Annotated in this window: 28 protein-coding genes and 1 tRNA gene; 14 read left to right on the top strand and 15 right to left on the bottom strand. The window is 52.0% G+C overall.

Annotated features, from left to right (window positions below):
- Nucleotide 1 precedes the first annotated feature (1 nt).
- The 4 genes from ACEPST_RS11915 to ACEPST_RS11900 all read right to left on the bottom strand — a co-directional run bounded on the left by ACEPST_RS11915 (nt 2) and on the right by ACEPST_RS11900 (nt 4,255).
- Nucleotides 2–1,798, bottom strand: a complete 1,797-nt coding sequence (locus ACEPST_RS11915; protein WP_395390900.1) for an ABC transporter ATP-binding protein — start codon at nt 1,796–1,798, stop codon at nt 2–4.
- Complete coding sequence (locus ACEPST_RS11910; protein WP_204121456.1) at nt 1,788–3,548, bottom strand: ABC transporter ATP-binding protein; 1,761 nt, start codon at nt 3,546–3,548, stop codon at nt 1,788–1,790. Before ACEPST_RS11910 ends, ACEPST_RS11915 begins: the two co-directional genes overlap by 11 nt.
- Before the next feature lie 137 nt (nt 3,549–3,685).
- Entirely contained in the window at nt 3,686–3,907 is a 222-nt protein-coding gene (locus ACEPST_RS11905; protein ID WP_125762909.1) for a YneF family protein, read from the bottom strand.
- Nucleotides 3,908–4,006: 99 nt separating this feature from the next.
- A complete protein-coding gene (locus ACEPST_RS11900; protein WP_125762911.1) occupies nt 4,007–4,255 on the bottom strand; it encodes a DUF896 domain-containing protein in 249 nt (82 codons plus the stop codon).
- A gap of 188 nt (nt 4,256–4,443) precedes the next feature.
- Between ACEPST_RS11900 and lexA the strand changes: the two genes are divergently transcribed.
- Entirely contained in the window at nt 4,444–5,073 is a 630-nt protein-coding gene (gene lexA / locus ACEPST_RS11895; protein ID WP_203637332.1) for a transcriptional repressor LexA, read from the top strand.
- Between the two features lie 71 nt (nt 5,074–5,144).
- Here the strand turns inward: lexA and ACEPST_RS11890 are convergent, their stop codons facing one another.
- A complete protein-coding gene (locus tag ACEPST_RS11890; RefSeq protein ID WP_203647121.1) occupies nt 5,145–5,585 on the bottom strand; it encodes a nucleoside 2-deoxyribosyltransferase in 441 nt (146 codons plus the stop codon).
- 308 nt (nt 5,586–5,893) lie between these two features.
- Here ACEPST_RS11890 and ACEPST_RS11885 point away from each other — a divergent pair, with 308 nt between their 5' ends.
- The gene (locus ACEPST_RS11885; protein ID WP_204121457.1) at nt 5,894–6,484 is read left to right on the top strand and encodes a hypothetical protein; all 591 of its coding nucleotides are present in this window, start codon (nt 5,894–5,896) and stop codon (nt 6,482–6,484) included.
- Nucleotides 6,485–6,568: 84 nt separating this feature from the next.
- On the opposite strand, the gene ACEPST_RS11880 is transcribed toward ACEPST_RS11885, so the two are convergent.
- Complete coding sequence (locus tag ACEPST_RS11880) at nt 6,569–7,387, bottom strand: AraC family transcriptional regulator (protein WP_204121458.1); 819 nt, start codon at nt 7,385–7,387, stop codon at nt 6,569–6,571.
- 199 nt (nt 7,388–7,586) lie between these two features.
- Here ACEPST_RS11880 and ACEPST_RS11875 point away from each other — a divergent pair, with 199 nt between their 5' ends.
- From ACEPST_RS11875 to ACEPST_RS11865, 3 genes are read left to right on the top strand one after another with little or no spacing between them, the layout of a single operon-like run.
- Entirely contained in the window at nt 7,587–9,269 is a 1,683-nt protein-coding gene (locus ACEPST_RS11875) for a family 43 glycosylhydrolase (protein WP_204121459.1), read from the top strand.
- Nucleotides 9,266–9,427, top strand: coding sequence for a hypothetical protein (locus tag ACEPST_RS11870; RefSeq protein WP_239064520.1), 162 nt, complete (start codon nt 9,266–9,268; stop codon nt 9,425–9,427). The genes ACEPST_RS11875 and ACEPST_RS11870 overlap by 4 nt, the downstream gene beginning before the upstream one ends.
- A 2-nt stretch (nt 9,428–9,429) precedes the next feature.
- Nucleotides 9,430–10,488, top strand: a complete 1,059-nt coding sequence (locus ACEPST_RS11865) for an MFS transporter (protein WP_395390895.1) — start codon at nt 9,430–9,432, stop codon at nt 10,486–10,488.
- An 86-nt stretch (nt 10,489–10,574) separates the two neighbouring features.
- On the opposite strand, the gene ACEPST_RS11860 is transcribed toward ACEPST_RS11865, so the two are convergent.
- Both ACEPST_RS11860 and ACEPST_RS11855 read right to left on the bottom strand, forming a co-directional pair.
- Nucleotides 10,575–11,744, bottom strand: coding sequence for a hydroxymethylglutaryl-CoA synthase (locus ACEPST_RS11860; protein ID WP_204121460.1), 1,170 nt, complete (start codon nt 11,742–11,744; stop codon nt 10,575–10,577).
- 151 nt (nt 11,745–11,895) lie between these two features.
- On the bottom strand, nt 11,896–12,777 hold the full coding sequence (locus ACEPST_RS11855) for a PPK2 family polyphosphate kinase (RefSeq protein ID WP_395390892.1): 882 nt from the start codon (nt 12,775–12,777) through the stop codon (nt 11,896–11,898).
- Nucleotides 12,778–12,952: 175 nt separating this feature from the next.
- Between ACEPST_RS11855 and ACEPST_RS11850 the strand changes: the two genes are divergently transcribed.
- From ACEPST_RS11850 to ACEPST_RS11830, 5 genes are all read left to right on the top strand, one after another.
- A complete protein-coding gene (locus ACEPST_RS11850; RefSeq protein ID WP_204121462.1) occupies nt 12,953–13,615 on the top strand; it encodes a histidine phosphatase family protein in 663 nt (220 codons plus the stop codon).
- Nucleotides 13,616–13,641: 26 nt separating this feature from the next.
- A complete protein-coding gene (locus ACEPST_RS11845) occupies nt 13,642–13,827 on the top strand; it encodes a PspC domain-containing protein (protein WP_203647135.1) in 186 nt (61 codons plus the stop codon).
- Between the two features lie 142 nt (nt 13,828–13,969).
- Nucleotides 13,970–14,443 (top strand): nucleoside-diphosphate kinase, encoded by a 474-nt coding sequence (ndk, locus tag ACEPST_RS11840; RefSeq protein WP_203637323.1) that lies wholly within the window; start codon nt 13,970–13,972, stop codon nt 14,441–14,443.
- Between the two features lie 92 nt (nt 14,444–14,535).
- The gene (locus ACEPST_RS11835; protein ID WP_164511268.1) at nt 14,536–14,703 is read left to right on the top strand and encodes a hypothetical protein; all 168 of its coding nucleotides are present in this window, start codon (nt 14,536–14,538) and stop codon (nt 14,701–14,703) included.
- 26 nt (nt 14,704–14,729) lie between these two features.
- Nucleotides 14,730–15,218, top strand: a complete 489-nt coding sequence (locus tag ACEPST_RS11830; RefSeq protein WP_204121463.1) for a cupin domain-containing protein — start codon at nt 14,730–14,732, stop codon at nt 15,216–15,218.
- Between the two features lie 178 nt (nt 15,219–15,396).
- On the opposite strand, the gene ACEPST_RS11825 is transcribed toward ACEPST_RS11830, so the two are convergent.
- From ACEPST_RS11825 to ACEPST_RS11815, 3 genes are all read right to left on the bottom strand, one after another.
- Nucleotides 15,397–15,484 (bottom strand) — tRNA-Ser (locus ACEPST_RS11825).
- Between the two features lie 52 nt (nt 15,485–15,536).
- On the bottom strand, nt 15,537–15,935 hold the full coding sequence (locus ACEPST_RS11820) for a TIR domain-containing protein (protein WP_204121464.1): 399 nt from the start codon (nt 15,933–15,935) through the stop codon (nt 15,537–15,539).
- A 140-nt stretch (nt 15,936–16,075) separates the two neighbouring features.
- Nucleotides 16,076–16,453, bottom strand: a complete 378-nt coding sequence (locus ACEPST_RS11815; protein WP_125762933.1) for a hypothetical protein — start codon at nt 16,451–16,453, stop codon at nt 16,076–16,078.
- 138 nt (nt 16,454–16,591) lie between these two features.
- On the opposite strand from ACEPST_RS11815, the gene ACEPST_RS11810 reads away from it, so the two are divergent.
- Together ACEPST_RS11810 and ACEPST_RS11805 are read left to right on the top strand one after the other, a co-directional pair.
- Nucleotides 16,592–17,002: a hypothetical protein gene (locus tag ACEPST_RS11810; RefSeq protein ID WP_204121465.1), complete on the top strand. Its 411-nt coding sequence runs from the start codon at nt 16,592–16,594 to the stop codon at nt 17,000–17,002.
- A gap of 866 nt (nt 17,003–17,868) precedes the next feature.
- Nucleotides 17,869–19,050 carry a CynX/NimT family MFS transporter gene (locus ACEPST_RS11805; RefSeq protein ID WP_374706464.1) on the top strand — a complete coding sequence of 394 codons (1,182 nt, stop codon included), beginning with the start codon at nt 17,869–17,871 and terminating at the stop codon, nt 19,048–19,050.
- 92 nt (nt 19,051–19,142) lie between these two features.
- On the opposite strand, the gene ACEPST_RS11800 is transcribed toward ACEPST_RS11805, so the two are convergent.
- From ACEPST_RS11800 to rnz, 4 genes are all read right to left on the bottom strand, one after another.
- Complete coding sequence (locus ACEPST_RS11800; protein ID WP_204121466.1) at nt 19,143–19,661, bottom strand: adenine phosphoribosyltransferase; 519 nt, start codon at nt 19,659–19,661, stop codon at nt 19,143–19,145.
- 22 nt (nt 19,662–19,683) lie between these two features.
- Entirely contained in the window at nt 19,684–22,077 is a 2,394-nt protein-coding gene (gene recJ, locus ACEPST_RS11795) for a single-stranded-DNA-specific exonuclease RecJ (RefSeq protein WP_204121467.1), read from the bottom strand.
- Between the two features lie 488 nt (nt 22,078–22,565).
- Entirely contained in the window at nt 22,566–22,955 is a 390-nt protein-coding gene (locus ACEPST_RS11790) for a lipopolysaccharide assembly protein LapA domain-containing protein (RefSeq protein ID WP_203647149.1), read from the bottom strand.
- On the bottom strand, nt 22,955–23,905 hold the full coding sequence (gene rnz, locus ACEPST_RS11785) for a ribonuclease Z (RefSeq protein WP_125762943.1): 951 nt from the start codon (nt 23,903–23,905) through the stop codon (nt 22,955–22,957). Before rnz ends, ACEPST_RS11790 begins: the two co-directional genes overlap by 1 nt.
- Before the next feature lie 340 nt (nt 23,906–24,245).
- Here rnz and ACEPST_RS11780 point away from each other — a divergent pair, with 340 nt between their 5' ends.
- Complete coding sequence (locus tag ACEPST_RS11780) at nt 24,246–24,521, top strand: hypothetical protein (protein WP_204121469.1); 276 nt, start codon at nt 24,246–24,248, stop codon at nt 24,519–24,521.
- 13 nt (nt 24,522–24,534) lie between these two features.
- A complete protein-coding gene (locus ACEPST_RS11775; protein WP_204121470.1) occupies nt 24,535–25,281 on the top strand; it encodes a hypothetical protein in 747 nt (248 codons plus the stop codon).
- Nucleotides 25,282–25,495: the final 214 nt, after the last annotated feature.

Genomic DNA, 25,495 nt, shown 5'->3' with positions numbered 1-25,495 from the left:
ATTATTCGTCCACGTGAGCAGCGTTTTGGAGCTGAATCATGTCGTAATAGTAACCGTGTTGCGCCATCAACTCGTCGTTGGTCCCGCGTTCCACGATTTTTCCTTGATTCAGAACCAGAATCAAATCGGCATTTTGAATCGTAGACAACCGGTGCGCAATCGCAATTGTCGTCCGGTTTTCCTGAATCCGATTCAAGCCATTCTGAATCATGGTTTCCGTTTCCGTATCGACGTTGGCCGTTGCCTCATCCAAGATCAGAATCTTCGGATCAGTAACCACGGTCCGGGCAAAGGTAATCAGTTGCCGTTGACCAGCGGAGTATTCGGTTCCCCGTTCCAGCACTGGCGTAGCGTAGCCCTCCGGCAACTTGTCGATGAATTCATCGGCTTGAACAAAGTGCGCGGCCCGGGCCACCTGTTCGTCGGAGATATCCGGATTAAACATCCGAATGTTGGTTTGAATATCACCATAGAACAACTGAGGTTCCTGCAAAACCAACCCCATCTTAGCGCGGAGTTCGGCTGCCGGATAGTCCCGGATATCACGGTCATCAATCAAGACCTGACCGGATTGGAACTCGTAGAACCGCATCAACACGTTAATTGTTGACGTCTTCCCAGAACCCGTTTGCCCAACCAAAGCGACCGTTTGACCTGGCTCAGCGACGAACGAGACGTCTCGCAAGACGGGATGTTCCTGGTCGTAAGCAAAGGTCACGTGGCGGAATTCAACCTTGCCGGCCGTGATCTTGGCATCAGCCACGGGATGTTGTTGGGGTGCGAGCGTTTGGTCATCTAAGATGCGTAACACCCGGGAACCCGCAACCATCCCGTTTTGGAAGTCACTCAGGTTATCCATCATGTTGCTCATGGGGCTGTAGAAGTTGTTCAGGTAGGTAATGAACGCGTAAATCACCCCGGCAGCCACGACCTCATGCAGGCCACGGACACCGAAGATGCCCAAGATGATGACGGTCCCTAACGCGTAAAACAGATTGATGATGGGGCTCAACAGTAACGAGTTGGTCCGAATCATATCGCGACGGGTCCCGTAATAGGCCTTGTTGGTCTTTTCAAAGTTGGCCGCCGTCCGCTTTTCTTGGCGGAACTCTTGAATGACACTGATTCCCGTAATGGCCTCGGCCAATTTGGTGTTCAATTCACTCAAGCGTTCCCGCATCCGCCGGTAAACCTTGGAACTGAAGCGTTGGTAATACCAAATCGTCAAGCCTAAGAATGGCACCAGGATCAACGTCCAGAGTGCCACCTTCACGTCCGTCACGTACATGGCGATGAATGATGAAATCACGGCAAACAACGCCAGCACCAGGGTGTTAAACAACGCCCAGAAGTTGGAGAAGGTCATGGTATCGTTCATCAGCCGCGACAATATGGACCCGCCCGGCGTTTGGTCAAAGTACCGCATCCCCTTACCATGTAAATCATGGAAAAGTTTGCGGCGCACATTTTCTAGCATGTACTCGGCACCCATGGTACTGGTGTAGTTTTGCCAGAATTGGAAGACCGCCTTGACGACCATCCCGAACAGGTAGAGGCCGGCAAACATCCACATAATGGCAATCGTGGCGTTGCTAGTTCGTAAATACTTGTCCATGTAAGTCTGGAGCAGCCAAGGCAGGAAGACGTTCACGGCACTGATCAGCGCCGACAAGATGACGGAGCCGACGAAGAACCATTTGTAGGGCGCGGCAAAATGAAAGAGTCGCTTGACCACCGTCAGTTGTTCCTTGGTCGACATGCTATGGGCCCAAGCGGATTCGTGTGGTTTATCTGCCATCACTGACGCCTCCCTTCACCTGAGTTTCAAGTTGTTGTTGCGTAAACATGCGTTGGTACCAGCCGTGAGACGCCATCAATTGTTCATGCGTCCCCCGTTCGGCCACGGCACCGTCGCTGAGTACCAGAATTTCATCGGCATTCATCACGGAACTTAACCGATGCGCAGAAATAATCGTGGTCTTGTTGGCCCGTTCAGCCTTCAGGTTGGCGAGAATTTCCGCTTCCGTTTCGGCATCGACCGCGGACAAAGCATCATCCAAAATCAATAGTTCTGGATTGATCAACAGGGCACGGGCAATCGCTAACCGTTGGCGTTGACCCCCAGACAAGGAAATCCCTTCCTCACCCACTTCGGTATCGTAACCAGCCGGCAGTTTGGCGATTTGCCCGGCCAGATCACTCTTGGCCGCAGCCGCCTCGACCTGTTCTTGGGTCGCATCCGGTTGGGCAAAACGAATATTTTCAAAAATGTTCGAAGAGAATAGGAAGCTTTCTTGTGGCACGTACCCAATTGCCGGCAGATAACTGTCCAGCGCGTAGTCCTTAATCGGATGACCCCCAAAGTCAATTTCACCGGAATAGTTGTCAAACTCCCGCAAAATTAATTTCATAATCGTGGACTTCCCAGCCCCAACTCGGCCAACAATGCCCAAGGTGTGGCCGGCTGGCAATTCAAAATCAACCTGCTGCAGGCTAGCCCCACCGTCGTCTGGGTAATCAAATTGGTTCACGTGGTAACTGATAGTCCCCTGTGGCCGTTGTTGAATCCCATCTTTTTGGTCGATGATATGGGTCTTCTCGTTCAACAGTTCCATGACCCGGTCGTAACTGGCATTCCCCCGTTCCATGGTGTTGAACAGCATCCCCACGGCAAACATCGGCCAGATCATCATGGCCAGATAGCTGATAAAGGACACCAGGTTCCCAATGGTAATGATGTTGTGGGTGACAAACAGTCCTCCAAGGACAATCGTTGCCACGTAGGAAATCGAGATGATCAACGTGATGGCTGGGTCAAACATGGAATCCAACCGGTTAACCCGGCGATTAATCCCAATGGTCCGGTCAACTTGGGCATCGAAGTCCGCCACGTCCGCATCGTCTTGGCCCAAGGCCTTAATGACCTTGATGCCGCTGATACTTTCCTGGGCCTTGTTGTTCAGCCGAGAAAAGGCTGCTTGGGATTCACCAAAGGCTCGGTGAATCTTTTGTCCCAGGTACCAGGAAACGACCGCCAACAGGGGGAATGGAATAATGGCTAAGAGAGTCAGCCGCCAATCAATTAAGGCCATCATGGCAATCAGCGTGGTGCCCCCCGTAATAATAGCATCGGCAAACTGGAGAATCCCCCCACCGGCCACCCGTTGAATGGCTTCCAGGTCGTTGGTGGCGTGGGCCATCAAGTCCCCGGTCCGGTACTTCTGGTAGAAGACCCGGTCCATTTTCATAAAGTGCCCAAAGAGTCGATTCCGCAGCAGTTGTTCGAGTCGCGCAGCCCCACCCCAAATGGCATTGCGCCAGATGTATCGGGTCCCGTACTGGGCCAGCGCTGCTAGCGTCACGAACAGCAGATCAAGCAGCAATAAATGGCTCGTCATGGTCTGCCCGTGAATGCCATCCACCATGTTCCCGATGATGCGAGGGGGCACGATGGCAATGATAGCCGTCAACAAGAGGCCAATGACCCCTATCAGATACCGTCGCCATTCCAGACGAAAGTACCAGGATAATTTGCGAAAGATACTCACGAACATCCCTCCTTAAAAATTAGAATATGATTAAAATATAGCACAGACTTTATCATTTTACTGGAATTTTCATAAAATACAATCAAAAAGACTCGCCTCCAGGAAATAAGCTGGAAGCGAGTCTCAATAAAGCCAATTTATTTTTTAGCGTTTTGTTGCATCGCGTTCATCATTTGATGAAGCTTTCGTTGTGAAGGCTTTTGCCCCATTTGCAACATCATTGCCCGTAATTGGTCTTCGTTAATTGGTGGATTGTCTTTCAGATAGTTTTCCATGTACTTCCGTGCGCCGAAAAAGCCACCCGCTGCGCAGGCCAGGCCGACGACGATCACGATTAAGATCCAGATCCAAGTTGCCAAGTTCGTTCCCCTCCTTTGATGAAGTCATTCATTTAACAATTCTACACAAACTTAAGGGAAATTAAAAGAGCGAATCCCAAAAAGGACTCGCTTCTTTCCTTAATCGTCACGTAAACCTTTGTTCCGTTGAATCTGCCGGACCTTTTCAGGGGTAACTTCCTTACCATCCTTGTTGTAGACCTGCAGCATTTCAACTTGGCTCCGGAAACTCTGCTTGAATAACTTCAGGTATTGTTGGCGTAAGTCAGCGCGTTCGCTCTTTTCGGCCTCGGTCAAGCCTTCAGCCTTGTTCTTGTGTGCCAGCTCGTTGATCCGGGCCAGCAAGGTGTCCATTGTCGTGTCTGCCATGAACGACCCTCCTTTAATTTCAGTATTTTTGTGGGTATTAACCCCGCTTTTTCAAGTCAGGGTCTATCATATCAGGGTTAATTTTAGATTTCAACTTATTTACCCGAACATCTGTTTGAAAATGTTCGGTCTGTATGCTACACTAACACTAAACTATACTACGAATGACGAACGAGGTGGCAGAAAAAATGAGTAAAGCTTCTGAAAGCAAACAAATCGCCGTTCTCCGCTTCATTTGGGAACGAGTCAATGAAAAAGGGTATCCGCCAACCGTCCGGGAGATTGGTGAAGCCGTATCGCTCTCTTCAACCTCTACGGTTCATGGCCACATCGCCCGCCTGGAAAAAAAGGGCTTGCTGGTCAAGGACCCCACTAAGCCCCGGGCACTAGAAGTCACGCCCGCTGGTTTGGAAGAACTAGGCGTCCACGAGGAACAGACCCGAATTCCAGTCTTAGGCACCGTTACCGCCGGCGAACCGATTCTGGCCGTTCAGGAAGCCACGGACTACTTCCCAGTTCCCCCAGAATTTGAAAACGACGACGATCAACTCTTCATGTTGACGATTCGCGGCGAAAGTATGATCAACATCGGCATTTTAAACGGTGACCAAGTCATTGTCCGTCGGCAACAATCCGCGGACAACGGTGACATTGTCATCGCCATGACCGAGGAAAACGAAGCCACTTGCAAGCGATTCTTTAAGGAAGCCGACCATTTCCGGTTACAACCCGAAAATGATACCATGGCGCCCATCATCTTGAATCACGTTAGCATTTTAGGCCGCGTTGTGGGTCTCTTCCGCGACGACGTTCACTAACAAGGGACAATCAAAATCACCCGCCACAGCAAATGTGGCGGGTGATTTTTTCATTCATCGTTAATGCAAGACTAGATGACTTTCCCTTGATAGTGACTTTCGGGAAGCGTCGCAAAGTCATAGGCGGCCAGCGCTTCGGCTTCGCGTAAGTAGGCATGTAGCCCTTCCGCCAGCATCAGGTTTAAAATGGTATCCTTTTCATGGAGAACGACTACCGGTTTCTTACTGTGGAAGGCATAGCCAATTTCAAAGGCGGTACCAGAATCCACCTGATCATCCACGAAATCGACCAGGGCCACCACAACGTCGGCCTCGTCAATCTGGTGGACATCCATTTGGAAGGTTTGGGTGGCCCACTCGGCCGTGCCCATTTCTAAACCAGGAATCTCACTCAAACGGGGACTAAAGACATTGGCGACCCGGGGATTGGCAGCCAAGGCCTTTTCCGCGCGTTCAATCCGGGAAATTTGTTCGTCATCAAAGAAGGGACCTGCTAAATAAACGTTCGTCACTCTAATCTCCTCATTTCTCTCTTTATTACGATTAATTATACCGGAAATGTTAACTCTTGGCGACTATTTTTTGATTAATATTCGGTTATAATTCACACAATCCGGATTTTAATCATTTGTCAGTTCTAATTATTCGACTTTAAACCTTTTTTCACGAACCTTTTGACCCTTAATACTGTCACTGACCCAGTCAAGGTCTCCCACCTTAGTGCAGTTGTTTCATTCTCTAATTGATTCATGCTATACTGAGACTAATTAAACGGCGGTCGCATCAGCCTAAACCGCCCTAACCTACGGAGGGGTCCATCATGTTTTTAGGTATTACTATTTTGGGGGTCATCTTCATTATCATCACCGCGTTTTCCGTCGTCAATGCTAGTCGTCGGGGGGAATCCAAGCGCAGTTCCATCATCGTCCTGGTCATCACCGTTCTGGTCACCGTGGGCGCAATCACCCAGTTGCCCTTCTGGTCAGCGTCCTCGACTCACGACAAGGCGACTCAGACCAGTAAGCAATCATCATCACTAAGCTCGCAATCCGGGCAAGCCTTCGCCACGAGCGACAAGACGGCTACCCGCGCCGACAACGAAAAACAAGTCAAGACGCAGTTGGCCAAGTCCCTAGTCAAGCTAGGCACCGTTACCTTCGATCACGCCAGCAAGACCTACACGTTGACTATCACCAACAAGAGTCTCAAGAAAACTATTAAGGGCTTAAAGGCCGACCCGAGTCAGGCCAAGGCCGCCAAGTGGCCGAAGTTCGTCGACAACTTTACCAAGACCAGCCAATCGCTCAAGAAGGCCCTCGGTCCCGGTTACCAGCTGGTCATGCGCGTTGGTGATCAATCCCCCGTGCTGGTGTTTAAGGACGGGTATGTAACGAAGAATATTTTTGAATAGTGCCATCGGCTCGGCTACTCACAACTGAACACCCCACAAGAAAAGCGTTGATTTCATCTAATTTTGATGAGATCAACGCTTTTTTTAATTTCGCTGGTATTGCAGACGAACTTGCTTGGGTAACGCCCCATACATCTCCTGAAACTTCTCCCGTGCCGTCCGCCGATTGGTCAGTCCATGCTTGTCCATCAGGACATCCACGGGAATGGTCGTATCGATCAAGTCCCGGTAGAAATTGTTTAGCCGAATCAAGTAAACGTAGTGGCCTAAAGTCACCCCGGTCTGTGCCTTAAATAACCGTGACAGGTAACTCGCGTTATAGCCAAACCGATGGGCCACCGCCTTGACGCTCAGTTTCTCCCGGTAATGCTCATTCACATAGATAACAATGGACTTCAAGCTACTTGAACTCGCCGTCAACGGACTAGCTGTATCCGTGAAGTTGCTGACCAGATTCTTCAACATAGTCAGCACCGTAATCCCCGTGTCAATCAGGTAGTTAGATTGGCGCTCTCGGTTAATTTGAGCGAGCCGTTTGAACGCAGTGACCACTTCTTGGTAGGCCGCAGTCTGCTCCCGCCCAGCTGTCGAAAAGTTCAACTGTTCGGGATGGGCAACGTACCGTTCGATAAACGTCAGCGGAATTTGCAGCACTAACGACTGGTTCGGCGTATTCGTCACATCGTGAATCACCCCCGATGAAACGATGGAAAACTGATTGGCGTGAATGACGTGGGCCTGGCCGTCAAACTGGAAGGTCAACTGCCCAGACAGCACACAGACCAATTCAATACTACTGTGCCAGTGGAACGGCACGTACCCACTCCGCGTCACGGTTGACTCAAAGAAGCGAATCCCGATGTCTAAGTTTGACACCACGTTCTCATGATGTTGTCGGTTCATGTGACTCATCCCCCTAAAAAAGTGACAATCATTACCTAGTTGCCGCCAATAAACGACGACCTTGTGAAATGCCGTTGACTTGTATCCGCTTTCAAAGTATTCTAAATGCAACAATTAGTTCTCAAAAACAACTAACTCAGAATTCGACAATGACGGCTTATAAATAACTTAATTTTAACAAATGGAGCGTGAAATGACTATGACTCAAATTCAAAATCCGATTATTCCCGGAATGGCACCCGATCCCTCAATTATTCGTGTGGGTGCAGATTATTACATTGCTACCTCAACCTTCCACTGGACACCAGCCGTTCAGATCTTTCATTCAACCGACCTAGCCAACTGGCAACTCGTTGGCTATGCCCTGAATCACGGGGAAGTCGACCTTCGTGGTACGAACACACCGGCCGGTATCTGGGCACCGCACTTATCCTACGATTCACGGACCCAAAAGTTTTGGTTAGCGTACTCTCACATGCAAAACATGGCCGGCAGAGAATTCAACTCGGATTCCTTCGCCGTTTCAGCCGACAGCATCACGGGACCGTGGTCCAAACCGGTTTACTTAACATCCATCGGATTTGACCCCGCCCTCTTCCACGACGCTGACGGCAAGCATTACGCCGCTATCCTGGAATGGGAAACACGGACCGGCTACCAAGCCCCTGGCCACATCGTCATTGCCGAGGTCGACCTCGAAAACGGCGGCATCATCGGCGACTGGCATCGCGTGACCACCGGCTTTACCACCCGCGGCTGTGCGGAGGCACCGCAATTATACAAACACAACGGCTACTACTACCTGCTCATCGCGGCTGGTGGTACGGGTTACGCCCATGGTGTTGAGATTGGTCGGTCCCAGACCGTCTTCGGTCCCTATGAACCGAACCCCACCGGTGAGCCCATCATCACCTCATCCCCACAACATCTATTCTCCCTGGGCGACCCAGACGCCGGCCACTTTGAAATGTTTAATCCCCAGTCACTGATGCAAAAGGCCGGTCATGGCTCCCTAGTGCACACGCAAACGGACGAGTGGTACGTGGCCCATCTCATGTCCCGACCACTCCCTGGGCAAAAGAAGAATCCCCTGGGGCGCGAAACTTCACTCCAGAAAATGCAGTGGACGGCTGACGGCTGGCTTGAAATGGCCGACGGCAGCAATCTTGCTAAGATGCACGTGGACGGGCTCAAAGATGTCCCCGTTCACCAATCCGCCACGCAATTTGATATCGACGACGACTTTACCAATGACACCTATGATCCCCGCTTCATGACGCCGTACAGAACGCAGGACGCCACGTGGGTCAACACCACCGAAAATCCCGGGCATTTGCGCATCCACGGCCACAATTCCTTCTTCTCACAGGTCAACCCAGCCATCATGGCAACGCGCGCCACTTCGCTTGACTACACGGTTCAGACCAAACTGACCTTCCATCCGGATCACTACTCCGAGACTGCTGGTGTTGGTCTCTACTATGACTCCAACAACTGGCTATACGCCCGGCTATGTCAGGCCGACACCGAAAATCACACCGTTCTGCGGGTCCTTCAGGCCAAGCTTGGCGAGCGAATCGATCACCTGACTGACGAGGTCACGGTCCCTGACGACACGGCCGAGATTCGGTTAGCGTACCACCAGGGAACCGCCCAAGTTCTTTACCGGTTAACCGATATGCCAACCTGGCAAACGCTGGGCACGCCGTTGGATGTCACCTACCTGTCAGACGAGGGCGTTAACGGCGCTCCCGGGGAAATCGGTGGTTTCACTGCCCTGTTTAACTTCATCGGCGCCGTGGATGCCCATCAGCTGACATCATTTGCCGACTTTGATTACTACACCGTCAAAAACAACCTAGAAAGAGGCACGCAGCTATGAACAAAACGACCATTTCACTCAAACGTTTAATTCCGGGACTCATCATCGGTCCGGCCAGCTGGCTGGGGCCTTACATCGTTATGAACAGTCTGTTCCTACCAGCCTTGATTCAACACTTCAATGCACCCCATAAGATTTCTTCTCGACCTGCGGGATGATTGTGGCGGCCCTCTCAAACATGATTGCCGGTGCTCTATCCGATAAAACCAAATCTCGGTTTGGGAAACGAGCACCCTGGTTGCTCGGTGGCGCCTTCGTCTTCATGCTCGCCATGATTGCCGCCTCATTTTCACCTAACATTCCGGTTCTGCTGACCGCCTGGATGATTGGTCAAGCCGCGCTTAACTTCATTGTCTCTCCTATGGTCGCTTGGATTGACTTTGCGCCCAAGGACGGCCGGGCAACGGCTTCCTCCGCTTATGGCGGACTGGGGATGGCCCTGGGGAACAACGGGTTCAACGTCATTGGTGCCATGTTCCTGAGTCAGTACCGACTCGGCTTCATTATCTTCGGGATCATTACCTTTATCGGGGTGACCCTTGCCGCCATCATCGTCCATGAACCGTCTAACTTAGACGAAGAGTTGACGGAAAAGGCACCGAAACCCAAACTAACGTTGAAGGACGCGGCCTCGATTTTTCCCCGCTGGTCGATTGGCCGTGATTACTATATGGCCCTGATTGCCAAATTGTTCCAGGGGGTCGGCAACTTCGCGATTACCGGATACATTCTCTACATCATGACCGACTTTCTCCACCGTGGCAGTCAGACGCAATCCTCCATTCAACTGATTAACCTGATCATGCTGATTTTCGGCATTTTCATGGGCTTCGTTGCCGGACCCGTTTCTGACAAATTTAAAATTCTGAAACTCCCTGTCGGCTTCTCGACACTGTTCTTGGCGTTTGGCGCCCTCATGCTATTCTTCTTCCGTGACACGTTTGGCATCGTCACTTACGCCTTCGCTGCCGGTATTGGGATGGGCATGTGGAACTCCCTCGATAACCTGCTGAACCTAGAAGTCATTCCCGACCAAAACCGGGTGGCCTTCTTCCTAGGCGTCTATAACCTGGGGAACACCATTACGCAAGCTATTGCCCCCGTACTGGCAGCCGCCGTGATTTCCCTCTTCGGATACTCTGGGATTTTCATCGTGTCGTTCATCTTCTCCTTAATTGGTGGGGTTCTGATTCTGGGAATCAAATCGGTGAAACGTTAAAATATTCAAGTGTTCACACCCATTTAGAGACCATAAAGGCCCGGCAATCTGCCGGGCCTTTACGCGTACCAATTTAATTCTACCAATTATTGCTGACGATACTGTCGTTGCTCATGCTGCCGACCGGCCAGATAATACGGTGCCGTTTCCTGACCCACGGCCAGTTGGACATCGCGGCTGTCGTTTGGCAGTTGTGCGCGATAAATTTCTTCATACTCCGCCACACTCACGGCTTGGCGATCCGCCAGTTGGTTGGCAAGAAAGGCCTCGTCAAAGCCTTGCTGGAAGGTCGGTTGCACGGTGCCACTGAAGAACTCGCCCTCAGCGCCCGACCCGTAGCTAAACAGCCCCAGGCGTTCGCCACCCTGCAAATTACCGTGCCGTAACAACGATAACAGGCTCAGGTAGAGTGACCCCGTGTAGAGATTGCCAACTTCCCGGTTGTCCGCCTGGCTGGCCTCAAAGGCCGCGGTCAACGTGGCCTGTTGGTCACTCGTGGCCGTTGGCAGGATCTGTCGGAGCCCCTTCCGCCCCATTTTTGTAAATGGTAAGTGGAACACGAACGCGGAGAAATCCGCAATCGTACGGTGGGTTTGGGCTTGGTAGTCGTCCCAGACCTGCTGGAAGAAATCGAGGTAAACGTTGGTTGAATATTTCCCATCTACCAGTGCCTCGGTCCGGTAGGTTGGCCGCCAGAAGTCCATGACGTCGGCCGTATGGTAACTACTGATGGCATCTAGCGCCAAGATGCGCGGATTGGCCGTTACCAGCATGGCCACGGCACCGCCACCCTGGGTGACCTCACCGGCGGACCGTAACCCGTAGCGCGCGATATCGGCACCGATGACCAGTACCTTGGCCGTGGGCCGGGCCCGAACAAAGTCGGCGGCTAATTGCAGCCCGGCCGTCGCCCCGTAACAAGCCTGTTTAATTTCCACGGCTCGGGTATTGCTGGGCAGACCCAGTAGGTGCGCCAGATATACCGCCGTGGCCTTGGAATTGTCGATGCCCGATTCCGTGCCAAAGAGTACCATGCTGATTTCTGCCTTGGTGGCCGGCGTTAAGATTTGCTCGGCCGCATTGGCTGCCATCGTGACCACATCCTGAGTTGGGGGGATCACCGCCTGTTTGGACTGGCCAATGCCAATTAAATACTTGTTCGGCTCAGCCCCTCTGGCGTGAGCGAGGTCCGTCATATCCAAATAAAGTCCTGGCGTATAAAACCCCAGTTTGTCGATTCCTACCGCAACGGTCATCGTCTGAATCCTCCTAAGTAAAATCACTGAAATTAAGTTACCGTTACTTTAGCATTTCTTCAGGGGATAAGGCAAATTTATCGCTAATTGTATGATACAATTTAAGTGTTTTGAACGCGGCATCATGTACTGACACAGTACATATTGTTAGTTACAATTCTCCCTCTTTGAGCTGATGCAGGGTTGTCTTCAATTTTTCCTTCGTTCCCGGCGAAACTTTCGGGTAAGTTGGGTGGATATTCTGTAGCCGCTTGACCAAAATATTGGAGACTAGCAGGCGGGCAACCCCCTTGTCATCGGCCGGAATCAGGTACCAAGGTTCCTTCTTCGTGGCCGTATTTTCCAGCATCTTGGTATAGGCAACTTGATAATCCTCCCAGAAGGCCCGTTCCTGCATATCGCTAGGTGAGAATTTCCAGTTTTTGCTAGGAATTTCGATCCGTCGTTCAAACCGATTTGTCTGTTCTTCGCGGGAAAGGTGCAAGAAGAACTTGATGGTGATAAAGCCTTGGTGACGTAGGTACGTTTCAAAATGCCGCAGGTCATGATACCGGCGGTCGAAGAATTTATCACCCACGTCGTCTAACGTCTCGACGCCGGGAAGATTTTGTTTCAACAACATTTCCGGATGGACCCGGCTGATCAGGACATCCTCATACTGAGACCGGTTGAAGATCCGAATCTCACCGCGTTGTGGCAATGCCTGGTTAACCCGCCAGAGAAAATCGTGGTCCAACTGGAGATGCGTGGGTTGCTTGAAGCTGACGACACTCGTACCGGAGGGGTTCAACCCGCTGAACACGTGCCGAATCAGGCCGTCTTTCCCGGCGGTATCCATCCCCTGCAAGATGATGATGACCCCGGTCTTCTTCTGAGAATACAACCGACTCTGCAGGTCACTCAGCGTCGCCACATTAGCTTCCAAGGCGTTGGTAATGACCGCCTGTTCGGGCACATGGTCGACCCGCGTGGCCAATTGACTAAGATCGAGGGGATGGTCCCCCATATAACGATAACTACTTTCAGTACTCAATACGCATCGCCTCCTGTTATTGAAAAGCATAGCATTCTTTGCGCAACTTGGCGCTGGCAAAACCTTTAAAATTTGAAGATTTTTCATTTCAACGGCTAAATGGGTGCGTTCACCGCGTGGCATTGCTATACTAGGCTTGTAACCACTTACTAAGTTGATGAGGGAGTTTTGAAAAATGAAGAAAATTACTGCGTACTTCGTGCGTCACGGGCAAACCATGTTAAACCACTACAACAAGGTTCAGGGCTGGATCGATTCTCCCCTGACTGAAAAGGGCCAGGCCGATGCCAAACGCGCCGGTGAACAGCTCAAGGGCGTTCCCCTGACTGCCGCCTACAGTAGTGATTCCGGTCGGGCCATCGAAACCGCGCGGATTGCGCTGAAACAAAATCCTGAAAACATGAACATCGTGTCTTACCAGTACCCCGAATTCCGGGAACAGTGCCATGGCTACTTTGAGGGCAACGACTTGAACCAGATGTGGCAGTTTGTCGGGGCCCAGGTCAAGTTGACCTCCGAATCCGACGTGCTGGGCACCTACGGCCTGGAAAAGGCCCGGGACCTGATTCACCAAGCCGACCTGTACGGGGAAGCCGAAAGTAACGACATGTTCTGGGAACGCTTGGACCGAGGCTTCGACAAGCTGCGGGCCAACTCCAAGGATGGCGACCAAGTGTTAGTCGTTTCCCATGGGATGACGATTCGGTCCATCGTCGACCGCTACGCCCCTGAACTCGACGAAGGGATTGCCACCATCAACGGTAGTATTACCAAGCTGGAGATCACCGACGACACGATTCACGTCGACTTCTTCAACAAAACTGATTTCCAGTCTTAAAAATTATCCAGTGGGAGGGATTTCTCATGAAAAATATTCACCGTTCACTTAATAATCGCGTCTTTGCCGGCGTCATTGGCGGTCTAGCGGAACATTTCGACTGGAACGCCGGGGTGGCCCGGGTCCTGTTCGTGGTCTTAGCCATCACCCCCGCCTTTCCTGGGCTAATCGCCTACCTGATTCTCTGGATGATCATGGGTGATCCAGAATAGCATTGACCTAAGCAGTTGCCGTTTTGACGGGAGCTGCTTTTTTAGTTGACGTGGCTCATAGAATCCCCTACAATTTAAATTGTAACTTGTTAGGTCATGAACAATGAAGGTTCGTTGTTCAAAATACAAGGAGGTCTCTATCATGGCAAATTCAGAAAAGACTTTGGTACTGGTAAAACCCGATGGTGTCGCCGAAGGCCACATCGGTGAGATTATTTCACGGCTAGAAAGTAAGCGCTACCAAATTACGGCGTTAAAAGTAGTCCGCGCAACTCCTGAACAACTTGAAAGGCACTACCGCGATCAGGTCAACAAGCCTTACTTCCATGAAATTGAAACCTACATGACGGAAGGCCCCCTGGTTGCCATCATCGTTACCGGGACCGATGTCGTGAAGGCCGTCCACAATTTGGCGGGTAAGACACGGCCCAACGATGCCCAACCTGGGACCATTCGGGGCGACTTTGCCCATGAATATCCAGATGGCATCTTGAGAAACATCGTCCACACCTCTGACAGCCGGGAGAACGCGCATCACGAAATTGCAATCTGGTTCCCCGAACTGGCCGTCGAAGCCCATCAACAAGTTGCCAAGAAACAAAAAGTCACCGAATAATTAACGAAACGGGTCTGCCAGCTGGCGACCCGTTTTTTGTGCCCGCTTGACCCCGAGTTCTGCTATAATCAAGGACAAGGTGGTGAACAGACATGACATTTCCCGAAGATATTTTTGAAGCTGCTGCCTACGAATGGCTCAAGCAGCAGGACCTGACGAAGCGGACCCCCAAGGAAGTTACCAATGCCTTGAACGAGGCCATCAAGCAGGCCAAGGGAATTTCCAAATCGACCCAGACACCCTGGGGCGAAGACCAGTAAGCACAGGCTTTAAGGAGGCAACTTTGATGACCGGTAAATTAACCTACATTGACGCGTTGGCACTCAAGCCACACCCAGAGGGCGGCTGGTACCGCCAAACGGCTCATAGCGACGAGCAGTTCTTTGACAACACCAGTCAGGACGCCCGGTATCACTACACGTCGATCTACTTCTTGCTCGACAGCGCCAACCCCTCCCACTTCCACCAGCTTAATCACGATGAACTGTGGTTTTACCACGACGGTGCGGCCATCACGATTCACTGCATCGCACCGGATGGCAATTACTACCACGTGACGGTGGGTCCGGACGTGCTCAACGACGAGCGGCTCCAATTTACTGTGCCACGAGGCACCCTCTTTGCCGCTGAGGTCACGACGCCCAATGCTTTTTGCCTGGTGAGCTGTGTCGTCGCCCCGGGCTTTGATTTCCGCGACTTCACGATGCCGGCTAAGGCGGACTTGTTGCGGGAGTATCCTGGGTTAGATGAGGTTATTGGGCGGTTGGCGGATTAAGGGATTTTGGTTTGCGGCCAGTTTAAATAATGACATTCAAGACTGTTCAAAAATTAATCATTGCGTTATCCCACTAATTCATTTTGGTGGGATTTTTTAGTTGCGACAAAAAAACTGTGTAACCCGCCCACCCTTAACAGGCAAGTGATCACACAGCTCAAACGTTCAGTTTAATCTAAGGAGAGTACAGGAATTGAACCTGCGCGCCGGTATTAGCCGGTTCGACGGATTTCGAGTCCGTTGCATTACCACTCTGCCAACTCTCCAAGTCACTACTTAATATATTTTACCAATAATGACTATAAATGCAAGCCTTGTTTAAAATTTTCGTTGAATCAGCGCGACGGGATCAAACGGGTCGATCCACACCGGCTTGGCGGTCAACAAGCCCAGCGGCGAGATGTTGGTCGAATCAACCTTGGCAGCTAACACTTGTTTATCTGCCTCGTAGGCCGTCGCAATTTCCCAGTCCGTCCACTCAGATTGCCACGTCTGCCGGCTAACAATCACCAGGAGTTGGTGTGCCTGTTTGATTTCTTTGCGGAGTTGACGCCGCACTGCACCGGCCGCGCGTGTTTGAAATTTGATGGGCGGTTCTTGTTCGTGAAAGCTGACGCTCGGGAACTCCCAGTCCTTGTCCGCCCATTTCTGGAGTTGAAGTTGAAATGAATGGGCCAACGGGTCAGCGGACTGGTAACTAATAAACAGGTCACTCATAAGTCAAACTCCCTTTCCAATTAACTTGGCTTAAGTATAACCGGCTTAAAAGTCAAAACGATTACAGAATGGTGTTTTTCTTATAAAAGCTATATCTCAATTCTAATTTTATTTTCTGCATAAATGATTGAGCCATTAGATCAGCGTCCCAAATAGTGAAAATCCGGGTCTCGCCCCTCGGTATAACAGGCAAACGCCTTGGTCAGTTCATTGTGGAACGTCACCAGGATAGCCGGCGTTGCCCAGGTCGAAGCCGCCCAGAAGACCGTGTCGTCGGGCTCCCGATTATCATTTGGGTACCGGTAGTAGCCCCACTGCTCATCCCAAATGGTGCCCTGCGTATTCAACCAGTCCTCAGCCAGCCCCGCCTGGACGACCGCCATAACATCCCCATTATCCCGTATCAGCGCGGCTAACTTTTGCCAGTCTAGTTGCCAGTCATGTAGCTTAGGGGCCTGCTGGCGGCTTCCCAGGGGCGTATACCGCAATTGAATTGGCGTTAAGTCAACAAAATCCATCCAATCACCTTCTTACTCTCCATTTTACCCGGATACCGACGATTTTCCAATCCGCAGCTAGCTTGTCCGTCACTGGAAGGGTACACTGAGAGTCAGGGGTTGAACCCCAATCGTTGTTATTTCAGGGAGGAATTTCACATGTTCAAAAAGTCACTCTTACTCATCGTTGCGCTGTTAACCATTGGTGGTGGCACCATCGCCGCCGCACCAGTCGTTCCGGCTGAGGCCGCCACCCACCACGTCATCAAGTGGCACGGCAAGAAGTACCGGTCTAAGTACACCGTCAAACAGATGCGGCGAAAGTTCCATTTGAAATACTATAAAACTAAAGACATTGCGCACGTTACCTGGGTCCACAACCAATTTTTCGGTATTTCCAAAGGCGCTAACGTTCATACCGGGTCCGGTGCGGAATCTCACGCTCACGGGGCCGTCACCCACAAGGGCCACTACGCGATGTTTATGACCGATCAACTCGACGGTGGCAATGCCTACAGCCTAGAATACATCAACCTGAAAACGGGTAAACACTACCACGACCAGGCCTAACGCGCTTGCCGTGAAACCGATTAACTTGCTATACTTAGGGGAAGTCTTGAGAGAAAGAAGGGGTTGCCGTGTCACCCACTGTTAAAATTAGTGTCCTGGTTCTCATCGTGATTGGCCTGGGCATTGCGCTCTACAGCTACTTCTTGTCGCGCAAACACTAAACCCGCGTTACCTAAGGCGTTTGAGACTAACTCAAGCGTCTTTTTTTGACTCCGATTTTCCCTGAGCATATTCATTGAAGATTGCAACCAATTGTCCGATAATATAATTACAAACTAATCAAATAGATTAGTTGATAAACACATTTTCTCCCCTTTTGCATCGCCCACAGATTCCGCACGAATCTTGGTTCACCCCCAATAGTCCTCCTCAACGGGGCTGTTTTCTTCGCTAGTCAGGGTCGCCTCCCACGACCCTGACTTTTTATTTGGTCTTTTTTCGGTGGCGTTTTCAGGTCTATACTGGTTGGTAATGGGTTAAATTGGCGTTGTCATTACCTCCGGAGAAAATTGAGCCAGAACGCGGCGGGTCATTCCCGGCGGTGACCTCAAGGCACCCTGCTATGGGGCCGGTTCCAGACTGAGGCCCGGTCTTTCACCTCGACTTTGAGCCAAAGAGCGGTCTCAAAGGTCGTCCCGTGCTCTAGGCTGAAAATTCCAGCCAAGACCACCGACACAGCCGGGCAACCTTGGTCCACCTCTGGTCACTAGGACTGGCCACTTGGGCTCATTTCACCAGTTCTCCGGCTCACACTGGTTTAATCCTATCACCAGCTGTTTTAGGCATCGACTTTATTTATTCCCACGACTTCTTGCACTAATCATTCTGTTTAATCTGTACTAATATTTCTTTAAGGAGGAACCCCCGTGTCTCAACCCAAACGTTCCTGGTTTCTAGTCAGCATGATGCTGATTGCCGCTAACTTGCGGCTACCCATTACCCTGATGCCACCGCTATTGCCTAGTCTGGAAAAGACGTTGCACCTACCCAGTTCGCTGGCCGGCCTGTTGACGTCGATTCCGCTGGTCACCTTTGCCATTTTTTCACCGATTATCGTAAAATTGGCCCACCGCTGGGGCAACGAGCGGACCGTCTTCACGCTGTTTCTCCTGCTGATTGCTGGGAGCTATCTGCGGATCATCCCCACGATTGCGGCGCTCTTCCTGGGCACCTTTCTAGTCGGCATCGGTGCCGACAGTGGCAACGTCCTGGTTCCCGCGTTGATCAAGGAACACGTGCCCGACCAAATTCAGCTCGGCACCAGCCTATACACGCTCTCCATGCTACTGGTCGGCGCATTGGGCACCGCCGCGGCCGGCTACTTAATCTCGCACGTCAGCTTCGGTCTAACGCAGGGTCTACTGGGTCTGCTCAGCATCGTGGCAGCGTTGGCTTGGCTCCCCAATTTACGAGGACACCACCCAACGACCTTGACCGCCGAGCAGCGTGCCGCCAAGCCCCACTACCAAAGCGTCTGGCACCAACGGTCCGGCTGGCTGATCACCCTGTTCTTCGGTCTACAGTCGCTGGTCTACTACGTCCTGTTGACCTGGCTGCCTAGCATCCTCACCGCACATGGCGTCTCGACCATCGTCGCCAGTAACCTCCTGACACTCTTTCAACTGAGCGGCCTGCCATTGGCCTTTCTGGTGCCTTATCTTTACAACCGCCGTCACGGTCTGGCTGCATTACTGGCCATCATGACGCTGGGCTACGTGGTAGCACCTTTGACCTTCCTGGTACCCACGCAATCGCTGGGTTTTCTGGCCACCATGGCCCTGATTAGCGGCCTCGGTTCCGGTGTCGCCTTCAACCTATCGATCATGTTCTTCACCGAGAAGACCACCAATCCGTATCAAACGGCAGCCATCTCCGGCATGGCCCAATCGGCGGGGTACCTCCTAGCCGCGGTCGGCCCCATTCTATTCGGTTTCTTAGAAGAAACGACCCGCTCCTGGACCCCGGTCATTGGTCTTCTGGTGGTATTCGCCCTAGCCCTGACATTGACGGGTATCGTGGTCCAGCGGCATGGCACCATTGCGGATTAACCACTCATCCTAAATCCAAACAAAAAAGCTGGCACCAACGTCCCTCCGCGGGGGTCGTTGATGCCAGTTTTTAGGTTAACCTATTTTAACGCTTAGTATTCCATCAAGCTAAAGATATCGTAACCCTTAAGCTTGTCGCGACCATGCAGGTCCTTCAATTCGATCAAGAAGGCCGTGCCGACAACGATGCCGCCCAAGTCTTCGACCAATTGAATCGTGGCCTCGATGGTGCCACCAGTGGCCAATAAGTCATCGGTCACCAAGACCTTTTGACCTGGCTTGATGGCGTCTTCGTGCATGTACAAGGCGGATTGGCCGTACTCTAAATCGTAGCTGGCCTTGACCGTCTTGCGGGGCAACTTGCCCTCTTTACGGGCAGGGGCAAACCCAATACCCATTTCGTAAGCCACTGGGCAACCGACGATAAAGCCCCGGGCTTCTGGACCCACGACCATTTCAACGCCCTTGCCCTTCGCGTACTCGACGATTTCGTCGGTTGCCGCGTGGAAAGCCTTGCCGTCCGCCATTAATGGGGAGATATCCCGGAACATGATGCCCTTTTCGGGATAGTCCGGAACGCTTGCAATATATTTCGTAAAATCAGTTGCCATAAGATTAAGTAGCTCCTTTATATTAGGTCAATGAGGCCTGGAGACGTTGCACGAGTGCCGCGGTCGGACAGCTTAAAAGCGCGTCTTCCGTCTGCATCTGCTGTTCTCTGAGTTGGTAACTCGGGGCCATAGTCAAATCCTTGTGCTCCGGGTGCGCCACACCGTTCATGATGCCGTGATCGATTGTGATGAACCCACTCTCGAAGAAGACTTGAATCATGAAGACTAACTGGGTCCGTGGTAACCGCAAAAATGTGGCTAGCTGGTCCAGTTGGTGTCCCACATCGACTTGTTGATGTGTTGCAACGAACTTAAACAGTTTAGCATATTGCGCGCGAGTTGGCATCCCTAATTGCGAAAGACTTTCTTTCTTATAGAGATAAGCCGTGACCTGTTGCGGTTTCAGCTCGGTCAAAACGCGGGTCAAATCGGTCGTATCATCCGGGCAGTCAACGATAAATGCCGGCGTGTCGGCTGGCAGTGGCTGTTGAACCGAGCCATCGACTAAGAGTGCCGTGGCCCCAGTTGGCAATTGCCCCGCCAGTTGTTGATAGACGTTGCGATGGAAGAAGACGTAGACGCCAAACGCCGTAAACATCGCCTGGTTGAGGTGCATCGTCCGCGCATCCACGACCCGTCCAGTCGCCGGCGCACTGGTGGCGGCCTGTGGTGCGGTCGGCTGGGCTTCAGCGACGGTTGGTGTCGGCGCAACGGTAGTGGCTGTTAATTTCAAATCCTTGACCATCACCTGCAGGGAATGCCGTCCCTGCCACACGTTGTCTTCAATCGCGCCCAACACCGCGGCATCACTCGGTGCGGCGGTTAGTGCGGGGACATTTTTACCGGCACCGAACTGAATCGCATTGAGTTGGTGCTGGCCTTCTTGTAATTGGAATTTCAAATGGGAGTGGTCCTGACCGATGGCCTTGATCTGCGTCAAGGTCGCCGATTCAAAGGCAAATAACGGCTGGAGGTTGTCCGTCCCAAACGGCGCCATCTTGGCCAATTCCTGGTAAAGTGGCATCGTGACGTCACCGACCTTTAAGGAGGCGGCAACAGCTAATTCGCTAGGGCCGCTCTCGGTCAATTTCTGCGTTACCGCTTCGGCATCCAGGGCATCCGCTAAGGCCCCTAATTGGTCCTCAGGGAAGGTTAACCCCACGGCCATGTGATGACCCCCAAAAGCCGTCATCAGGTCCCTGTGACCGTCTAAGGCCGTAAATAGGTTGAACGCCTCGACACTTCGACCAGACCCCTTGGCACGGCCATCCTGAATGTTGACGACCAGGGTCGGCTTACCCGTTGTTTCCACGACCTTGCTGGCCACGATTCCCAGCACGCCTTCGTGCCAGTCGTGCCCGCTGATGATCAGGGTCGGCCGGTCACGATGATCCGCATCGGCCGCCTCCGCCAATGCCGCCGCGCTGATCTGCTTGACCAGGTCTTGGCGGTGCCGGTTCTTTTGTTCCGTGTCATTGGCCAAAGACTTGGCACGCTCGTCATCCAACGTGGTCAGGAGCTCCACGGCGGGACTGGCGTCATCCAACCGGCCTAAGGCGTTCAACCGGGGGGCAATCCCGAAACCGATTGATTGCTCGTCCAATTCAGCGGGCTTCAAACCGGCGCCACTCATCAACGCCTGTAAGCCTGGCCGTTCGTCCTGTTTTAAAAGTTGAAGGCCGTAGTAGACCAGTACCCGGTTTTCATCGACCAGGGGCACCAAATCGGCCACGGTCCCAATGGCCGCCAGGTCCAACAGGTCTTGTGGAATCTCTTCGCGCAAGGCTTGCGCAACTTTGAAGGCCACCCCGGCACCAGACAGGCCCCCAAACGGGTATTCTGCGCCTGGGTAACGCGGATGAATAATCGCGTAGGCAGCCGGCAACTCCTGGGGCAGTTCATGGTGATCGGTCACGACCACGTCGACCCCGGCTTCGTTGGCAGCGGCAATGGCTTCGTTTCCGGCCACCCCGTTATCCACCGTCACGAAAAGTTGGGTGCCTGCCGCAATCAGCTTTTTAAATGCTGCGACGTTGGGACCATAACCATCGGTAAACCGATTCGGGATATAGTAATTAACCTTGGCTCCCATTTCGTTCAACGTTTCATACAGAATGGACGTGCTCGTGACCCCGTCAGCGTCATAATCCCCATAAATGGTGATCTGTTGGTCGGCGCCAATCGCGTCTTCGATTCGCGCGACCCCCTTGGCCATGTCGTGTAACAGGTTCGGGTCATGGAGTTGTTCGGGTCCCGGATTCAAAAAGGTGTGGACCGTTTCCGCCGTCTGATACCCCCGGTTCCAAAGAATCTGGGCGACGATTGGCGAAATACTTTCCGCCTGCGCCACCGCTTGGGCCTCGGCTGACGGCTGATCAACATGTTTAATATTCCATTGGTACTGTGCGGCAATCACCAGCAAACCATCCTTTCCAAACTAAATCTGTGTGGTCAGCGTTCAAAATAGAAACGGACGCCGCAGAAATTAGTGTTACGTTCAGCGCTAATCCCTGCAACGCCCATCAATTGAGAACGTTGGCCTTCTACTATTTTCCTGGGTACTTGGGTTGCGCTTTGCTTGCGCCTCCGGGATGGTGAAAATAGGCCGGGACGCTGTGGGCGCGCGCCTGGAGCCGAAGAGCGGTCTCCAGACTTACTTTGAGCCTCATAGGCCGAGTCTCAAAGATAGCAGTTGTCTAAGCGGTAAACCGCTAAGATAACTCCCACGGCTGAGCCTATTTTCACCATCCCTGCGGCTAACACGGCGTTAACCCCGTATCCATCTATCATTCTGATTAGGTCCACCATTATCATATTCATCTTACCAACTGATTGGTCGGACAACTGGTAGCCCCATTGATCGGTTAACTCCAATGACAGCTATGCACGCGTCATTCAGTTAATCTACTGCTTATCCAACTGAGCTTGTAAATCAGCCACCTGCGCCTTCAGGGTCTTGATTTGCTTTTCCTGTAGGCCAGCTGCCTGCTTGCTGTTGGAGTTTTGCAGACGCTTGTTCAACCGGTCGTTATCGGCCTTTAATGCCGTGATCCGGTCGTTGCTGGTCTTTTCCAACTCCTTGTAAGCGCGATTGTGCTGGAAGCTATTGATGGTTGAGAAGAGAATCATCAGGATGGCCCCAATTAAGATGGAGACCAACAGAATCAGAATCAACGGCCAATGAACCGTGGTAAAGCCAAACGAAACGGGCACACTCTCCACGTTTAGAATTGCAAAAACCGCGACAACGATTACCAATAAAATAGTTACAACGATTCGCCATTGATTCTTCATCACTTCGCACCAGCTTTAATTATTTTTTGAAACGGCACATCTACTTCATCAAAGTCCTTGACCACCTTGGTATTCTTGAAGACGTCGCGGGCCTGTTGTTGCAAGTCTAACGCCATCTTACCGGTGTACCGGGCGGAAATATGGTTCAATAATAACATCTTCACGTGCATCCGCTTGGCCAGTTCTGCCGCCTGAATGTTGGTGGAATGGTAATAAGAACGGGCTAACTTGCTTTCACCCTTGGCAAACGTACTCTCGTGCACCAAGACGTCCGCGTTGCGCGCCAATCGTTCTTCACCAGGCGTCTGCCGGGTATCGCCTAAAATGGCAACGATACGGCCCGGTTGCGCGGGGCCTAAGAAGTCCTGGCCGTTGAGGGTCCGACCATCGGGTAAGGTGACCGTTTCGCCGGCCTTGAGCTTGCCGTAAACGGGACCCGATGGAATCTGAGCCTCCCGCAGCTTGTCCACTTGGAGTTCGCCCGGATGATCCTTTTCCTCCACCCGGTAGCCAAAGCACTCGATGCGGTGATCCAGGTGCTGGGCATAGACCCGGAACTTACTGTCCTCGAAGACCAACCCATCGCTGGCTAATTCTTGATAATGAATCTTATAGGATAGCTTGGTCTCGGACACCCGCAGACTGATTTCCACGAAGCTCCGAATCCCTTTAGGTCCATAAATCGTCAGTGGTTCATTGCCCCCCTGAAAGGAGCGACTACTCAACAAGCCCGGTAACCCAAAGATATGGTCCCCGTGCAGGTGGGTAATAAAAATTTTATCAATTTTACGTGGCTTTAAGGTCGTTCGTAAAATTTGGTGCTGTGTCGCCTCGCCGACATCAAACAGCCAAACGGAGTTCCGTTCGTCTAGTAGACGCAAGGCCGTACTCGTTACGTTGCGGAACTTTCCTGGCGAACCAGCGCCGGTCCCTAAGAATTCAATTTCCATAATTTTTTCGTTCCTATCCTATTTAGAAGTCCGAACACCATTTTAGGGGATTTTCGGGCAAACCGCAACTTTTCCACCCCACTTTTCCACTTGTCCGTGACTACTCGCAACTCGCCTAACGCCGCCGCAACGGGTCCTACCCACGTTAGCCCCAGCACCCGGTTAATCCCCAGGATGCTACGAACCCCGTAACCACTCACTTTCACCCCCAACTGGCAAATTTCCGTTAAATTTTTTTACGAGGGCTGGGGTTCCCCGAAAAAATTCGGTATACTGAAGGTAATCGAAGTCGTTGTCACTTTTTCAGCGCAACGACGACACGAACTGGGGAGGGAGTGCCTTGCGTCTCATTGATTTTAACCGGTCCACGATTGACCTACATCCCGCGTTACGGCTCTACTGGGAACGCGACCATCAGTTACAGCCCATCACCGACCTTCAGCCAGGCGACCAGCAACTTCTGCTGGTCAGCGGGCCAGGCCATCCCCTGACACTTGACCAATTTCGGGCTCGGTGCCAGCAGATTGACCCCCACGCGAGTCTCTTTATCGCGGCGGAACCCCCGATTCGGCTGTACGGTTACCGTCTTGTGCCCCACCAAATTTTGCTCGGATGAAAGGAGTTTTACCATGCGTTTATCAAAAGTTGCCATCCTAGCCAGTCTGCTCGCCGTCGTTGGTCTGGCCGGTTGCCAAAACAACGCGTCAAAGAGTACCGCGAGTTTCAAAAATAGCAGCAGTCAGTCCAGCAGCTACCACGCTGCCAACCCGGATGCGGCCGTGACCCAATCATCTTCCAATAAAAAGGAAGCCCAAACTTACGAACCCCAAGCTGACCAAACCAAGAGTGCGCGCTACGTGAAATCGGGCAACCTTAAAACGTCCGGCCAATACACGTACGACAAGGTCGGCACCAAGCTCCAGTTAGCCAAGGTCAAACATCCCCGGACCACCATCAAGAGTGGCGACCTGACTTATAAGGTCACGACGGTGCGCTTGATCAAGAATACGGCCAAGACGGCGGCGGCCAAACGCATGGCGGCCCAGGCCTTGAACCTGACCACACTGAAGAGTCCCTACTACACGATTCAGGTGAAATTCACCATCACGAACGATGGCGACCAGGACGTCACGACAGATGGTATTCAAGCAATCCGTTTGAAAAAGGGCTTAGAGCTAAACGCCGCCAACCAACTGAGCGACGCCAGTGCCGGCAAGACGATTGCCGCCCACGACAAGCTCGACACCTTCGCCACCGGCCTCGCCAGCGAAAAGACCAAACCCACCTTCAAGTCCGTCAAAATTGCATTCGCCGGCGCCTACGCGGACCACAAGCAAGTGGCCGACCCAACTGGCTGGTTGAAGTTGACGCTGTAGGAAACGCCATCAAACTGAACGAAAACATTAAGGACGTGCCGCACTGGCCGTCCTTTTTTGATACCCACACAATCACTCAGGACACAAAAAAATCGCCACCACCCATTTTCTAGGTAGTGACGACAATTCAAAGACAATAAAACTCTATAGCTTTTGGTTTCAACTGGTGTCTTGGGTAAAAAGCTGTCTTCACCGGAGGAAGCCAGAAACGGAG

Origin of the sequence: Levilactobacillus sp. FUA 3915 (genome assembly GCF_044053135.1) — a bacterium.
Lineage (GTDB): Bacteria > Bacillota > Bacilli > Lactobacillales > Lactobacillaceae > Levilactobacillus > Levilactobacillus lanxiensis.
The sequence above is the reverse complement of the archived record's forward strand: the minus strand, read 5'-3'. Positions and strand labels throughout refer to the sequence as shown.